We start from the raw sequence: 15,417 nt of genomic DNA on the forward strand, positions 1-15,417 counted from the left end.
CGGATGCCCTTTACCATTGCCATCATCGGCCGACCCAATGTCGGCAAGTCGACCCTGTTCAACCGGCTGGTGGGCAAGCGCACCGCGCTGGTCGACGACCTGCCGGGCGTCACCCGCGACCGCCGCATCGGCGACGGGCAGCTGGCGCATTTGAGCTTCCGCGTCATCGACACCGCCGGGCTGGAGGAGGCCTTCGACGACAGCCTCGAGGCGCGGATGCGGCAGCAGACCGAGATCGCGCTGCAGGAATCCGACGTCGCGCTGATGATGATCGACGCCCGCGCCGGGGTGACGCCGCTGGACGCGCATTTCGCCAATTGGCTGCGCCGCCAGGGCCGGCCGGTCATCCTGGTCGCCAACAAATGCGAGGGCCGCGCCGCCGAGGCGGGGATGCACGAGGCCTGGGCCCTGGGCCTGGGCGAGCCGGTGGCGATCTCCGCCGCCCACGGCCAAGGGCTGGTCGACCTGCTCGACGCGCTGCGGCCGCTGATGCCGGAGGATGCGGGCGAGGACGACTCCCTGGTCGACGATGACGACCAGGTGATGCCGGAAGAGGAAGGCGAAGGCGACGTGGTCGACCCCGAGGTCGAGCTCAACCGCCCGATCCGCCTCGCCATCATCGGCCGGCCGAATGTCGGCAAATCGACCCTGATGAACGCGCTCTTGCGCGAGAACCGGGTGCTGACCGGCCCCGAGGCCGGGATCACCCGCGACGCGATCATGGTCGACTGGTCGTGGCGCGGCCAGGTGATCAAGCTGGTCGACACCGCCGGGCTGCGCCGCAAGGCGCGGATCGACAAGATCGACGACAAGCTGGAGTTCATGTCGGTCGGCGACACGCTGGAGACGATCCGGCTGGCCCATGTCTGCGTCCTGGTGCTCGATGCCGGCGCGATCATGGACAAGCAGGACCTGACCATCGCCCGCCATGTGATCGAGGAGGGCCGCGCCCTCGTCATCGCCATCAACAAATGGGACACGGTCGAGGACCACGCCAAGGCGCTGCAGCAGCTGAGCGACAAGCTGCAGACCTCGATGCCCCAGGTGCGCGGCGTGCCGACGGTGACGATGTCGGCGCTGCGCAACCAGAAGCTGGACAAGCTGATGGACGCGGTGCTGGACATCCACAAGGTGTGGAACCGCCGGGTGCGCACCGGGCCGCTGAACCGCTGGCTGCCAGCGATGCTGGACGCGCATCCGCCGCAGCTGGTGCGCGGCCGCCGGCTGAAGATCCGCTACATCACCCAGGTCAAGGCCCGGCCGCCGACCTTCGCCCTGTTCGTGTCGCAGGCCGAGGAATTCCCGGACAGCTACCTGCGCTATCTCGTCAACGGGCTGCGCGAGAGCTTCAAGCTCAACGGCGTGCCGATCCGGGTGGTGCTGCGCCAGCCCAAGAACCCCTACGCCGACAAGGACTGAGGCCGCAGCCTGGCCGGTTTATGCCCGACGATTGCAATCGGGCGACGGCGGGGCCAGAGTTCGATCCCCTTTCAGGAGGAATCGAATGATTCACGAGCTGCGCGTCTATCACTGCATGCCGGGCAAGCTGCCCGCGCTGCTGAACCGCTTCGACACCATCACCCTGAAGATCTGGGAGCGCTTCGGCATCCGCCAGGCCGGCTTCTGGACCGTCGAGATCGGCGAGAGCAACCAGGCCCTGTACTACCTGCTGGAATGGGAGTCGCTGGCCGAGCGGGAACAGAAATGGACCGCCTTCGCCACCGATCCGGACTGGCTGGAGAAGCGCGCCGGCACCGAGCGCGATGGCCCGATCGTCTCCCACATCACCAACGCCATCCTGAAGCCGACCGCCTTCTCCAAGGTCAAGTAGGCCGCCGGCCCTTCTGCGTTGCCTTTCCCGTAAACGGGACCTTTTCAGAACACCGACCCATCCCTTTGCCGTCATTCCCGCGAAAGCGGGAATCTCTTTGTGGTCAAAGCATAGCGAGATCCCCGCTTTCGCGGGGATGACGGGTTGGGAGCTCCGAAAAGGTCTCGCAAGCGGGAGAGGCAACACGAACCTACGACAGGATCTTCCCCGGATTGAGGATCCCGGTCGGGTCCAGCGCGGCCTTGATCGCGGCCATCGCCGCCCGCCGGGCCGGGTCGCCGTAGCGGCGGAAGGCGTCCTGCTTTTCCAGCCCGATGCCGTGTTCGGCCGAGAAGGAGCCGCCGAGGGCGGCGAGGCCGTCATACAGGATCGCCTCGATCCGGCCCATCGATCCTGCCGGCCGGTCGCCGACCATAATGTGCAAATTGCCGTCGGCGAGGTGGCCGAAGACATAGACCCGCATGTCAGGCGAGAAGGCGGCGGCGAGATCAGCGCGGATGCGCGCGACATAGGCGGGCAACGCCGACAGCGGCACCGAGACATCGAAGGTCTTGGCATCCGGGCAGGGCCGGCTGACCGCATCGGAATCGTCGCGGATGCGCCAGAACAGCTCGCGCTGCCGTTCGTTCTGGGCCAGGGCCGCGCCGGTCACCGCCCCCTCCTCCCACAGCGCCCCGATCTCCGCCTCCATCGCCGTGGCAATGTCGAGATCCGGGTCCTGTTCGGCCTCGGTCAGCAGGTAGACCGGCGCCGGGTCCAGGCCAAAGCCGGACAGGGACTGGCCGTGCTCCTGGGCGACCGTCGCGGCGTAGTCGTGCCACAGGATCTCCAACGCCCGCAGCCGGCCGGGGAAGCGGTCGCGCAGCCGCCCGGCCGCGACCAGGGCGGAGTCGGCCGAGGCGCAGCCGATGAACGCCGTCGCTGCCGGCGGCACCAGCCGCTCCAGCCGGATCACGGCGCGGGTGACGATGCCGAGCGTGCCCTCGGACCCGGCGATCAGATCCTTCAGGTCGTAGCCGGTGTTGTTCTTCAGCACCCGTACCAGGTCGGAGACGACGGTGCCGTCGGCGCGCACGAATTCCAGGCCCAGCACCCGGTCGCGCATGGTGCCGCGGCGGAACGCTTCGATGCCGCCGGCATTGGTGGCGATCAGCCCGCCGATGGTGGCGGAGCCCCGGGCGGCGAGGTCGATGCCGGGGGTCAGGCCGTGTTCGGCCGCCGCCTCCTGCAGCCGCTGCAGCGTCACCCCGGCCTCGACCACCGCCAGCCGGGCGGCGGTGTCGATCTCGACCACGCGGTCGAGCCGGCGGGTGCTGAGGATGACCTGCCCGGAATGCGTGGCACCGCCACCGACCAGCCCGGTGCGGCCGCCCTGCGGCACCACGGAGACGCCGGCGCCGTGGCACAGGGCCAGCAGGCCCGAGACCTCCGCCACGCTGCGCGGCGAGGCCTGGACGCCGGCGGCGAGGTTGTCCGGGTGGTAGCCAGGATCGAGCCCGGCCAGTGCTGCCGCCTCCTGGACGCCGGCGGGGCCGAGCAGCGCGTCGAGACGGGCGAGGAATTCGGGATCGAGGGGAGATGGGGCGGTCATGGCACTCTCGGTCTGTCGCGGCCGAGAATGGCACGCTCCCCTTTGTCATGCCACGGCTCGACCGTGGCATCCAGGGGCGGCCAGAGCCGCTCTCCGTGGCCCCTGGATCCTCGGGTCAAGCCCGAGGATGACCGTGAAAAAGAGGCGGGGACAAGGAATGAACCCTTGCCCCCTCTCCCCTCAAGCCGCCTTGCGCGCCGTCACGAACACCGACTCATCCGTGCCCAGCGGCACCGGCTCCGGCCGCTGACAGACGCTTTCGATCGTCACATGCCGGCCTTCGGTCGAGGAGAGCGAGAACGCCTCCATCACCTCCAGCGCGTGCAGCGCCAGGTCGCCCGAGGCGCGGTGCGGACGGCCTTCGCGGATCGCCATCGCCATGTCGAGCGCGCCGATGATGCGGTAATCCGCCACCGACCGGCCGTCCTTGGTCGGCCGGTTCGGCACGCCGAAGGGATGGGCCGCGATGTCGACATCCTGCCAGTCGCCGCCCTGGGCGGTGACCTGCGGCGCGCCGCCGAAGAAGTTCGGATCGGGCACCAGCAGCGAGCCTTCGGTGCCGTAGATCTCGAACGGGATGCGCTTGTTCTTCCACACGTCCCAGGAAGCGGTCAGGGCGATGTTGGCGCCGCTCTCGAACTCCAGCACCCCGTTCACCGTGGTCGGAACCTCGACCTGGATGATCTGGCCGTTGAGCGGCTCGCTGGTGACCTTTCTGGTCGGGTAGCCCTTGGTGGCGACCGCCGCCACCCGCTTCACCGGCCCCAGCAGATTGATCAGCTGGGTGACGTAGTACGGCCCGATGTCGAGGATCGGCCCGCCGCCCGGCTTGAAGAAGAATTCCGGGTTCGGATGCCAGCTTTCCATGCCGCGCGAGATCACCGCTGCGGCGCCGCCGACGACCTGGCCGATGCGGCCCTCGTCGATCACCCGGCGGCAAGCCTGATGGGCACCGCCGAGGAAGGTGTCCGGGGCGCAGCCGACCCGCAGGCCGGCCGCCGCCGCGGCCTGGGCCAAAGCGCGGGCGTCGGCCAGGGTCGCGGCCAGCGGCTTCTCGGAATAGACATGCTTGCCGGCGGCGATCACCTGCAGTCCGACGGCGGCATGGGCCAGCGGCACGGTCAGGTTGATGACGATCTCGATCTCGGGGTCGGCCAGCAGCTGGTCGATCGAGAACGCAGCGACGCCGAACTGCTTGGCCTTGGCTTCGGCGGCCTCGCGCCGCAGGTCGGCGCAGGCCTTGACGCGCACCAGGCCGGACCGGGCGGCGCCGTTGAAATAGGCATCGCTGATGTTGCCGCAGCCGATGATGCCGAGGATGACGGGGTTCATGAATGGAGTCTCCGGGGAGTGTCGGTCAGGCCGGCAGGTGCTTGAGGAAGTCGTAGCTGACCTTGGCGAAGGCGTCGGGGTGCTTCGGGTTGTCGTGCTCGACCACCATCCACTCCGCGCCGGCCGCGCGGCATTCGCGCCACAGCCGCGGCCAGTCCAGTGTGCCGGTGCCGACATCGGTCCAGCCATCCTCGTCGGTCTTCTGGCCGGCCGGGGCAATGTCCTTCACATGGGCGGAGATCACGCGGTCCTTCTGCTGCACCAGCCATTCCGACGGGTTGGCCCCGCCGCGCGCCAGCCAGGCGACGTCGACCTGCCAGGCCAGCGGGTGGCCGTTCGCACCCTCGAAGAAATGCGCCAGCACCGGGCGGCCATCCTCTGCCGCCTCCAGCTCCCAATGGTGGTTGTGGTAGCCCAGCTTGATGCCGCGGTCGGCCAGCCTGGCGGCGAATTCGCCCAGCTCCTTCCCGGCCTTGTGCCAATGCGCGCCGCCGCCCTTGCGCTCCTCGTTCGGCAGCGCCGGCATGAACAGCTGGGTCAGGCCGACCGCCTTGGCGCCGTCGACCACCCAGTCCAGCCGCTCGCGCAGCGCCGGCAGACCGACATGGCCGGAGGACGCAGTCAGGCCGCGGGCGTCGAGCTTGCGCCTTGTGCCGGCCGCATCGTCGAAATGCGACTGGATCGTCTCGACATGGCGGTAGCCGGCGGTGGCCACGGCGTCGAGTTGCTTGTCGAGATCGCCGTAGTTGCGGAGGCTGTAGAGCTGGATGGAGATCACATCCGGAGTGGACATCGCTTCCTCGTGGGTTGAAGCCGGCCCTAGAGCCGGCGCTCGGTCTGGGTGCTGAACAGGGAGGCCTTGGACAGGTCGAGCGCCAGCCGGGCGCCGCCCGACAGGGCCCGCGCCCGCTGCGGCGGCAGGCGGACAGACAGGCGCTTGCCGGCCAGGTCGAACCAGGCCAGCGTGTCCGCGCCCATCGGCTCGGTGAAGACCAGCGGGGCGTCGACCGTGACGCCCGGCGCGCCGTCCTCGGCCAAGCCGATATCCTCGGGGCGGAAGCCGAGCACGATCTCGTCCCCCGCCGCGGGTTCGGCCAGGAAGGGATAGCCGGCGAGCGGCAGGTCGTGGCCCTCGATCCGGGCGGTGACGCCGCCGCCGCCGACCACGGTGGCGGGCAGGAAGTTCATCGCCGGCGACCCGACGAAGCCGGCCACGAACAGGGTCGCCGGCTTCTCGTACAGGGTCTGCGGGTCGGCATACTGCTCGACCTGCCCGCCCTTCATCACCGCGATCCGGGTCGCCAGCGTCATCGCCTCGATCTGGTCGTGGGTGACGTAGACGATGGTGGTGCCGAGTTCCTGGTGCAGGCGCTTGATCTCGACCCGCATCTCGGTGCGCAGCTTGGCGTCGAGGTTGGACAGCGGCTCGTCGAACAGGAACACCTTGGCGTCGCGCACCAGGGCCCGGCCGATGGCGACGCGCTGGCGCTGGCCGCCGGACAGCTGGCCCGGCTTGCGGTCCAGCAGCTCGCGGATCTGCAGCAGGTCGGCCGCCCAGGCGACGCGCTTCTCCACCTCCGCCTGCGGGGTGCGGTTGACGCGCAGGCCGAAGGACAGGTTCCGGCGCACCGTCATGGTCGGGTACAGCGCGTAGGACTGGAACACCATCGCCAGGCCGCGGGCGCTGGGTTCGGTGTCGGTGACGTCGACGCCGCCAATCACGATCTCGCCGGAATCGACGTCGTCGAGGCCGGCGATGGCGTTCAGCAGGGTGGACTTGCCGCAGCCGGACGGGCCCAGCAGCACGGTGAAGGCGCCGGGATCGACCTCGATGTCGATCTCGCGCAGCACGTGCAGCGCGCCGTAGGACTTGTTCAGGCTGCGGATCTGGATGCCGGTGGACATGTGCGTTACCCCTTCACGGCGCCCGAGGCGATGCCGCGGACGAAATACCGGCCGGAGAGGAAGTAGACGAGCAGCGGCGGCAGCGCGGTCAGCACCGTGGCCGCCATGTTGACGTTGTACTCGATCGTGCCGGTGGTGGTGTTGACGATGTTGTTGAGCTGGACCGTCATCGGCAGGTTGTCGCGGCCGGCGAAGATGTAGCCCAGCAGGTAGTCGTTCCAGATGCCGGTGACCTGCAGGATCAGGGCGACCATGAGGATGTTGACCGACATCGGCAGCATGATCTGGAGGAAGATGCGGAAGAAGCCGGCGCCGTCGACCCGCGCCGCCTTCACCAGTTCCTCCGGCAGGCCGGCGTAGAAGTTGCGGAAGATCAGGGTCAGCGTCGGCAGGCCGAAGATGACGTGGATCAGCACGATGCCGGGCAGGGTGCCGTAGAGGCCCATGTTGGAGAAGATCTTGACCAGCGGGTACAGGATCACCTGGTAGGGGATGAAGGCGCCCAGCATCAGCGCGGTCAGGATCTTGTCGGCATGGCGGAAGCGCCACTGCGCCAGGGCATAACCGTTCAGCGCCCCGGCCAGCACCGACAGGATCACGCTCGGGACCAGGATGCGGATCGAGTTCCAGAAGCCGACATGCAGTCCGTCGCAGAACAGGCCGGTGCAGGCCGACAGCCAGGCCTTGGCCCAGGGCTCCAGGGTCGGCGCCATCGGCAGGGCGAAGATCGAGCCCTCGCGGATCTCGTCCATCGGCTTCAGCGAGGTCGACAGCACGATCAGCAGCGGGATGGCGAAGAACAGCGCGGCCAGGACCAGCACGGCGTAGAGCCCGGCCCGGCCGGCGGTGACGGACTGGCCGCGCCCGGGGCGGCGGGCGGCGCGGGGAATCGCGCCGGCGACGGCGTCGGTCATCGGTTCCTCCGTGACAGCTCGATGTAGAGATAGGGCGCCAGCGCCGCCAGGACGGCGACCAGCATGACCACGGCGCCGGCCGAGGCCAGGCCGATATTGGCCCGCTCGAAGGTCAGGTCGACCACGAACTTGGCCGGCATGTCGGTGGCGTTGCCCGGGCCGCCCCGGGTCATGGCGACGACCAGGTCGTAGCTCTTGACCACCGCGATCGACAGCAGCACCACGCAGGTGACGATCAGCGGCCGCAGCATCGGCAGCACCACCGAGACATAGGTGCGCCAGCGCGGGATGCCGTCGATCCGGGTGGCGCGCCAGATCTCGCCGTCGATGCCGCGCAGCCCGGCCAGCATGATCGCCATGATGAGGCCGGAGGAGTGCCAGACCGCAGCCAGCACCAGGGTGTAGATGGCTCGGTCGCGGTCGACGATCCAGTCGAAGGCGAAGCTTTCCCAGCCCAGGCCGCGGACGAAGTCCTGCAGCCCCATGGCCGGGTTCAGGAACCACTGCCAGGCCAGGCCGGTGACGATGAAGGACATCGACAGCGGATACAGGAAGATGGTGCGGAACACCCCTTCCCCCTTCACCTTCTGGTCGATCAGCACCGCCAGCAGCGTGCCCAGCACCAGGGCCAGGGCGATGAACAGCCCGCCGAACACGAACATGTTGCCGAAGGCGGTATACCAGCGCGCGGTGCTAAACAGCCGGACGTACTGGGCGACGCCGGCGAAATCATAGTTCGGCACCAGGCTGGACCGGGTGAAGGAGATGTAGATGGTCCAGAGGATGGCGCCGTAGAAGCACGTGGCCATGACCAGCACGGTCGGCGCGACCACGGCCTTGGCCGTCAGGTATCGGATGCGGAGCGCAGCCATGATCCCTCCCGGGGACCGCCCCGCCACGGCGGCGGAACGGTCCGGTTGAGGTGGTCGGTCAGATGTCGGCGTTGGCGACGATCTCGGAGAACTGCTTGGCCGCGTCCTCCGGCTTCATCTCCGGGCTGGTCCAGAACTGGGTGATCAGGTCCTGCAACTGGCCTTCGACGTCGTTGCTGAAGGCCAGCGCCGTGTTCGGCAGCTGGTTCTCGACCTTGGACATCACCTTCTGGCCTTCCTGCGAGCAGATGTCGAGGGTGCCGACATCGGCATCCGTCCGCGGCGGCAGGGCGCCCTTGAACTTGTTGAAGGCGACCTGGGTGGCCGGGTCCATCATCACCTCAGCCAGCAGCTTCTGGGCCTTGGTCTTCTCGGCATCGTCCAGCTTCGGGAAGGCGAAGACGTCGACGGTCAGGACATAGGCGTCCTGGTTGCCCGGCGGCCGGGCGCAGCCGAACTCCTTGCCCGGGGCCAGGCCGGCGGCGGCGAACTCGCCCTTGGCCCAGTCGCCCATGATCTGCATCGCCGCCTTGTTGGTGGCGACCATGGTGGTGGTGTCGTTCCACTTCCGGCCGGCGCTGCCCTGGTCGACATAGGCTCGCAGCTTGCCGAAGGTCTCGAAGGCCTTGACCATCTCCGGCCCGCCCGCGGCCGCGGCGTCGTGGTCGACATAGACCTTGCGGTAGATCTCCTTGCCGCCGGCGCCGATCAGGACGGAGCGGAACAGCAGCGCCTCCTGCCACGGCTCGCCGCCGACGCCGAGCGCGACGTAGCCCTTGGCCTTGATCTTGTCGGCGAGGAGGAAGAACTCGTCCCAGGTCTTCGGTGGCTCGGCGCCCACCTCCTGGAAGATCTTGGTCGAGTACCACAGCCAGTTGTCGCCGTGGATATCGGTCGGCACGGCGTAAAAGTGGCCGTCATAGGAGGCGTTCTTGACGATCAGCGGCGGCAGCTTCTCCTGCCACTTGCCGGCGGCCGCGAGGTCGTCGAGATCGGCCAGCAGCCCTTCCTTCGCCAGGTTGGTGACGGCGACGCCGATGTTCCACTGGATGGCACCCGGCGCGTCGCCGCCGGCGATCCGGTTCATCGCCGCCTGCCGCGCCGCGGTGCCGCCGACCACGGCGCTGTCGATCCAGGTGCCGCCGCGCTTCTTGAACTCCTCGGCGAACACGCCGATCGCCTTGGATTCACTGCCGCTGGTCCACCAGTGGATCACATCCACGGTCTGGGCCGAAGCCGCACCAGACCCAATCACTCCCGGCCCCGCTATTGCACTGCAAAAAGCCGCAGACAACAGGAGCTTCTGGGGAAAACGCATAGGGTTCCTCCCTCGCTTTATTCGAGCCTTGGCTCATCGGACCCATCACCGGCCTATAACGACCGATGAACACTTGCGCAGCAGCGCAATCCGTATTTTGACCGGATCGTACAATCGATTACATTGAGCCGTCAACCGTCGAATCCGGGAGTGAATATTGCCCAGACCTGCGAAGGATCGCGGCCGCACCAAGATGGTCGACATCGCCCGGCTGGCCGGGGTTTCGGTGGCGACAGTGAGCCGGGCGCTGGCCGATTCCCCCCGGGTGACGGCGGAGACCCGCGAGCGGGTCGAGGCGGCGGTGCGCCAGACCGGCTATGCCGTGAACCCGCTGGCGCGCGGCCTGCGGCGGCAGGAGGCGCGCCAGATCCTGGTGCTGGTGCCCGACATCGGCAACCCGTTCTTCTCCGAGGTGCTGCTGGGGATCGAGGAGGCCGCGGCGGCCCTGGGCTTCAGCATGCTGGTCGGCAACACCGCCAAGGATCCGGCGCGCGAGGACCGGCACGCCGTGCAGCTGCTGACCGGCGCGGTCGACGGCATGATCCTGCTGAACGGCCGGCTGCCGCCCTGCCTGCAGCGCGACCGCCGGCACCACGGCCGGATCGTGGCGGTGTCGGAGGCGATTCCCGGCGGCGTCCTGCCGGTGGTCGGCATCGACAATGCCGGCGCCGCGGCCGCGGCGGTGGCGCATCTGGCCGGGCGAGGGCACCGCCGCATCGCCCATGTCGCCGGCCCCGCCGCCAACATCCTGACCGGACAGCGCCTGGCCGGCTATCGCGCCGGGCTGCGGACGGCGGGCCTGGCCGAGGATCCGGCGCTGATCCGCAGCGGCGACTTCACCATCCCGAGCGGCGAGTCGGCGATGGCGGCGCTGCTGGCCCTGGCCGACCCGCCCACGGCGGTGTTCTGCAGCAACGACGAGATGGCGATCGGCACCATCCGGGCGCTGCGAGCCGCCGGGCGCGACGCCCCGCGGGACATGGCGGTGGTCGGCTTCGACGACATCCAGTTCGCCGGCACCTACGAGCCGCCGCTGACCACCATCCGCCAGCCGCGCCGCCGCATGGGGGCCGAGGCCGCCGCCCTGCTGGGCCGCCGCATCGCCGGCGAACCCGGCACCGGCGGCGACATCACCCTGCCCTTCGCGCTGATCGAGCGGCGGAGCAGCGCTGGGGTCTTGGCGCCGCCCCCTCCCCTCCTTTCATATTGACGCCGCCGCGTTCTCGGCCTTAGCTGCCGGAACGCAATAACGGTACATGTATCGCAATTGCGGAATAAGGGAGGCGATATGACCGATCTGCTGGTCAAGCTCTACGCGCTCGAGGCGCCGACGGCCTCGCGCGCCGCCATGGCCGCGGCCGGCGTCACCATCCGCCCCGCCATCGGGCCGGAGAAGCGCGCCGTCGCCAACTGGGTGGCGGAGCGCTTCGGCGACGGCTGGGCCAGCGAGGTCGAGGTCGCCTTCGCCCGCCTGCCGGTGAGCTGCCTGGTGGCGGTGCGCGACGGCGCGCTGCTGGGCTTCGGCTGCTACGACGCCACCGCCCGCGGCTTCTTCGGCCCCACCGCCGTCGACCCCGACCACCGCGGCAAGGGCATCGGCGAGGCGCTGCTGCGCGAGACGCTGGAGGCGATGCGCCACCAGGGCCACGCCTACGCCATCATCGGTGCCGCCGGCCCGATCGCCTTCTACGAGAAAATCGTCGGCGCGACGCAGATTCCGGGTTCCACAGGTGGTCTATACCACGGCATGATACGGTCCAAGACGGATTGATCGGGAGGGGACGCGGCCGGCATCGCACCGGGCCCGCCCACCGCAACACGGGAGGTTCTCAGACGTGACCGCAGCCCCTGCGTCCAGGCCCGGCCGGCCGCTCGCGCTCGTCCTCGGCATCCAGCGCCCGACGCTGTCGGCCGACGAGCTGGCGTTCTTCCGCGAGGCGAATCCCTACGGCCTGTTCCTCGGCCGCCGCAACATGAAGGACCCGGCCCAGCTGCGCGCCCTGTGCACCGCCTTCCGCGAGGCGGTGGGCCGGCCCGATGCGCCGGTTCTGACCGACCAGGAGGGCGGCCGGGTCTCGCATCTCGATTCCGGCGCCTGGCCGATGTTCCGCAGCTTCCGCTCCTTCGGCCGGCTGGCCGAGAAGGACCTGGACGCGGCCAAGCGCGCCGTCCGCCTGTCCTCCATCGCCATGGGCCGGATGATGCGCGAGGTCGGGCTGAACAGCGCCTGTTCGCCGGTGCTGGACCTGCTGCTGCCCGGCGCCGACGCGGTGATCGGCGAACGCTCCTTCGGCGGCGACCCGGCCGTGGTGACGGCGCTGGGCCGCGAGGTGGTCGAGGGCTTCCTCGAGGTCGGGCTGATGCCGGTGATGAAGCACATCCCCGGCCATGGCCGCGCCACCGAGGACAGCCACAAGACCCGGCCGGTGGTCGAGGCCGATGCGGCGACGCTCGACGCCACCGACTTCCTGCCCTTCGCCGCGCTGAAGGACACGCCCTGGGCGATGGTCAGCCACGTCGTCTACAGCGCCTTCGACCCGGACCGGCCGGCCTCGATCTCGCCGGTGGTGATCGACGAGGTGATCCGCCGCCGCATCGGCTTCGACGGCGTGCTGATCTCCGACTGCGTGTTCATGAATTCGCTGCGCGGCGAGGTGCATGACCGCGTCGCCCAGGTGCTGGACGGCGGCTGCGACATCGCCCTGCACTGCCATGGCGAGCTGCCGGAGATGCAGCGCGCCGTCGCCCGGGCGCGGCCGCTGAGCGACATCGCCGTCGCCCGGCTGGACGCGGCGGAGCGCCGGCTGGGATCGGCCGCGGCCGATGTGCCGGCGCTGCATGCCGAGGTCGAATCCCTGCTCGCCGCCGCCTGACCGAACCGACCGCCGGCCCGCACCACCGCGGGCCGGCGCGCAACCAACAAACAAATCAAACACATGGAGGCCAATCTGATGAGGCACCGCATATCGGCCACGCTGCTGGCCGCCGCCCTGCTCGGCGCGTCGGGCACCGCCGCCCTGGCCCAGTCGGTCCTGTCGATGCACATCGAGGAGGAGTCGAGCTGGGTGCGGAACTTCAACCCGTTCAACCGCACCTCGTACCGCCAGAGCACGATGGATTTCATCTACGAGCCGCTGGTCGTGTTCAACAAGATGCAGGACAACAAGGTCTACTACCGGCTGGCCAAGGGCATGACCCTGGCCGACGACCTGAAGAGCGTGACCTTCGACCTGCGCGACGGCGTGCTGTGGTCGGACGGCAAGCCCTTCACCGCCGACGACGTCAAGTTCAGCTTCGACCTGGTGAAGAAATTCCCGGCGCTGGACTTCAACAGCATCTGGGGCGTGGTCAGCAGCGTCGAGGTGACGAGCCCGACCCAGGTCAAGTTCACCTTCCAGGCCCCGACCGCGCTGGGGCCGGAGAAGATCGTCGAGATGCCGATCGTGGCGCAGCATGCCTGGAAGGACATCGCCGACCCGGTGACCTATCTGAACGAGACCCCGGTCGGCACCGGGCCGATGACCGAGGTCACCCGCTTCACCACCCAGGTCTACGAGCAGTGCCGCAACCCGCATTACTGGGACGCGGCGTCGCTGAAGGTCGACTGCCTGCGCTTCCCGCAGATCGGCACCAACGACCAGGCCCTGGCCGCCGCCAACGCCGGCGAGCTGGACTGGTTCGCATCGTTCCTGCCGGACATCGACAAGACCTATGTCGCCAGCGACAAGGACCATCACGGCTACTGGTTCCCGCCGGGCAGCCTGGTCGCGGTGGTCATGAATTTCGAGAGCCCGAAGCCGGCCAACCGCAAGGCCTTCGACAATGTCGACTTCCGCCGCGCGGTCAGCATGGCGATGGACCGCGACGCCATGGTCAACGTCGCCGGCTACGGCTACCCCACCCTGAACGACGACCCCGGCACGCTGGGCAAGCGCTTCGAGAGCTGGGCCGACCCGCAGGTGCGGGAGAAATTCGGGCAGTACACCAAGTATGATCTGGAGGCGGCCAAGGCCCTGCTCGACAAGGCCGGATTCAAGGACAAGGACGGCGACGGCTTCCGCGACACGCCGGACGGCGAGAAGCTGTCCTTCGACCTGATCGTGCCGAATGGCTGGACCGACTGGATCAGCACCGCCCAGATCGCGATCGAGGGGCTGAACCAGATCGGCATCGACGTCAAGCTGGCGACGCCGGAGGGCGCGGTGTGGCGCCAGGGGCTGCTGGACGGCAGCTTCGACATGGCGCTGAACTCCTGGTACGTCGGCGCCACGCCCTACTACCAGATCGACGATGGCTTCAACTCGCGCAACAAGGGCAAGACCCGGTTCGCGGCGCAGCGCTTCTTCGACCCGAAGCTGGACCAGCTGCTGGACGCCTACACCCAGACCGTCGACGACGCCAAGCGCAAGGAGATCCTGAACGGCGCGCAGATGATCCTGGCCGAGGCCATGGCGGTGGTGCCGGTCTACAACAACCCGCTGTGGTACGAATACAACTCGAAGCGGTTCACCGGCTGGGCCACCGCCGACAACCCGTTCGTCAGCCCGCAGAACTACGACCCGAACCACGACCGGCTGCTGCACCTGCTGGCGCTGCGCCCGGTCCAGTAACCCTAGCCGCGGCGCGGGCCGAAGCCGGGCCCGCGCCGTCCCTGCCCCCGCATCCGAGGACCGGGAATGGCCTTTGTCGCCCGACGCCTGTTCTTCTACCTGGTCGCCTTCCTGGTCGCCGCCAGCATCAACTTCCTGATCCCCCGGCTGATGCCGGGCGATCCGGTCGACATCATGTTCTCGCAGTCGGGCACGCGCCTGTCGGTCGAGAACATCGCGGCGCTGAAGGCCACCTTCGGCTTCGTCGACGGGCCCTTGTGGCAACAGTACCTGACCTATCTCGGCAGCGTCTTCACCGGCGACCTCGGCGTGTCGGTGAAGTATTTCCCGATCAGCGTGGTCGACGTGCTGGGCCGCGCCCTGCCCTGGACCCTGTTCCTGATGGGCGGGGCGACGCTGCTGAGCTTCACCATGGGCACGCTGCTGGGCATCCTCGCCGCCTGGCGCCGCGGCAGCCGCTTCGACGTCACCGTGTCGACCGCGGCGGTGGTCTCGACCGCCACCCCGGCGGTGGTGGTGTCGCTGTTCGGGCTGTTCGTGTTCGGCTTCACCCTGAAGTGGTTCCCGATCGGCTACGCCGCCGACACCGGCCTCGACCCCGCCCTGTCGCTCGAATTCATCGGCAGCGTGCTGTACCACGCGATCCTGCCGATCGCGACGCTGTCGCTGGTGCTGACCGGGGACTTCCTGGTCACCATGCGCAACAACATGATCAACCTGCTGGGCGAGGACTACGTCACCATGGGCCGGGCCAAGGGCCTGTCGGACCGGCGGGTGATGCTGATGTACGGCGCCCGCAATGCCCTGCTGCCCGGCGTCACCAGCCTGGCCATCGCCATCGGCAAGATCCTGGGCGGGTCGCTGGTGACCGAGGTGGTGTTTAACTACCCCGGCCTCGGCAACATCCTCTACAAGGCGATCCTCGGGCGCGACTACCCGGTGATCCAGGGCCAGCTGTTGATCATGACGCTGGCGATGCTGCTGGCCAACTTCGCGGCCGACGTCGCCTACGCCTATCTCGACCCCCGGCTGCGCAGGAGCTGA

General features: G+C 68.8%; 14 protein-coding genes. 7 read left to right on the plus strand and 7 right to left on the minus strand.

What is annotated here, in order from left to right:
* The first annotated feature begins 3 nt into the window (after positions 1–3).
* Entirely contained in the window at positions 4–1,419 is a 1,416-nt protein-coding gene (der, locus tag AB4112_RS22980; protein WP_309794039.1) for a ribosome biogenesis GTPase Der, read from the plus strand.
* A gap of 85 nt (positions 1,420–1,504) precedes the next feature.
* A complete protein-coding gene (locus AB4112_RS22985) occupies positions 1,505–1,831 on the plus strand; it encodes an NIPSNAP family protein (RefSeq protein WP_088157077.1) in 327 nt (108 codons plus the stop codon).
* Between the two features lie 190 nt (positions 1,832–2,021).
* Here the strand turns inward: AB4112_RS22985 and AB4112_RS22990 are convergent, their stop codons facing one another.
* The 7 genes from AB4112_RS22990 to AB4112_RS23020 form a co-directional block, all read right to left on the minus strand.
* Positions 2,022–3,422: an FAD-binding oxidoreductase gene (locus AB4112_RS22990; RefSeq protein ID WP_309794038.1), complete on the minus strand. Its 1,401-nt coding sequence runs from the start codon at positions 3,420–3,422 to the stop codon at positions 2,022–2,024.
* A 180-nt stretch (positions 3,423–3,602) separates the two neighbouring features.
* On the minus strand, positions 3,603–4,754 hold the full coding sequence (locus AB4112_RS22995) for a Gfo/Idh/MocA family protein (RefSeq protein WP_441723248.1): 1,152 nt from the start codon (positions 4,752–4,754) through the stop codon (positions 3,603–3,605).
* 25 nt (positions 4,755–4,779) lie between these two features.
* Positions 4,780–5,547: a sugar phosphate isomerase/epimerase family protein gene (locus tag AB4112_RS23000; protein ID WP_309794036.1), complete on the minus strand. Its 768-nt coding sequence runs from the start codon at positions 5,545–5,547 to the stop codon at positions 4,780–4,782.
* 26 nt (positions 5,548–5,573) lie between these two features.
* The gene (locus tag AB4112_RS23005) at positions 5,574–6,659 is read right to left on the minus strand and encodes an ABC transporter ATP-binding protein (protein WP_309794035.1); all 1,086 of its coding nucleotides are present in this window, start codon (positions 6,657–6,659) and stop codon (positions 5,574–5,576) included.
* A 5-nt stretch (positions 6,660–6,664) separates the two neighbouring features.
* On the minus strand, positions 6,665–7,573 hold the full coding sequence (locus tag AB4112_RS23010; protein WP_309794034.1) for a carbohydrate ABC transporter permease: 909 nt from the start codon (positions 7,571–7,573) through the stop codon (positions 6,665–6,667).
* The gene (locus AB4112_RS23015; protein ID WP_309794033.1) at positions 7,570–8,445 is read right to left on the minus strand and encodes a carbohydrate ABC transporter permease; all 876 of its coding nucleotides are present in this window, start codon (positions 8,443–8,445) and stop codon (positions 7,570–7,572) included. Before AB4112_RS23015 ends, AB4112_RS23010 begins: the two co-directional genes overlap by 4 nt.
* A 58-nt stretch (positions 8,446–8,503) precedes the next feature.
* Complete coding sequence (locus AB4112_RS23020) at positions 8,504–9,667, minus strand: ABC transporter substrate-binding protein (protein WP_441723251.1); 1,164 nt, start codon at positions 9,665–9,667, stop codon at positions 8,504–8,506.
* Positions 9,668–9,920: 253 nt separating this feature from the next.
* Here AB4112_RS23020 and AB4112_RS23025 point away from each other — a divergent pair, with 253 nt between their 5' ends.
* The 5 genes from AB4112_RS23025 to AB4112_RS23045 all read left to right on the plus strand — a co-directional run bounded on the left by AB4112_RS23025 (position 9,921) and on the right by AB4112_RS23045 (position 15,417).
* Positions 9,921–10,973 (plus strand): LacI family DNA-binding transcriptional regulator, encoded by a 1,053-nt coding sequence (locus AB4112_RS23025; RefSeq protein ID WP_309794031.1) that lies wholly within the window; start codon positions 9,921–9,923, stop codon positions 10,971–10,973.
* Between the two features lie 78 nt (positions 10,974–11,051).
* Positions 11,052–11,534, plus strand: coding sequence for a GNAT family N-acetyltransferase (locus AB4112_RS23030; RefSeq protein ID WP_441723254.1), 483 nt, complete (start codon positions 11,052–11,054; stop codon positions 11,532–11,534).
* A gap of 64 nt (positions 11,535–11,598) precedes the next feature.
* Positions 11,599–12,636 carry a glycoside hydrolase family 3 N-terminal domain-containing protein gene (locus AB4112_RS23035; protein WP_441723256.1) on the plus strand — a complete coding sequence of 346 codons (1,038 nt, stop codon included), beginning with the start codon at positions 11,599–11,601 and terminating at the stop codon, positions 12,634–12,636.
* Between the two features lie 78 nt (positions 12,637–12,714).
* Entirely contained in the window at positions 12,715–14,373 is a 1,659-nt protein-coding gene (locus tag AB4112_RS23040) for an ABC transporter substrate-binding protein (RefSeq protein WP_309794028.1), read from the plus strand.
* A 66-nt stretch (positions 14,374–14,439) separates the two neighbouring features.
* Positions 14,440–15,417, plus strand: a complete 978-nt coding sequence (locus AB4112_RS23045) for an ABC transporter permease (protein ID WP_309794027.1) — start codon at positions 14,440–14,442, stop codon at positions 15,415–15,417.

It is taken from the genome of Inquilinus sp. 2KB_23, from assembly GCF_052115705.1.
Lineage (GTDB): Bacteria > Pseudomonadota > Alphaproteobacteria > DSM-16000 > Inquilinaceae > Inquilinus > Inquilinus ginsengisoli_A.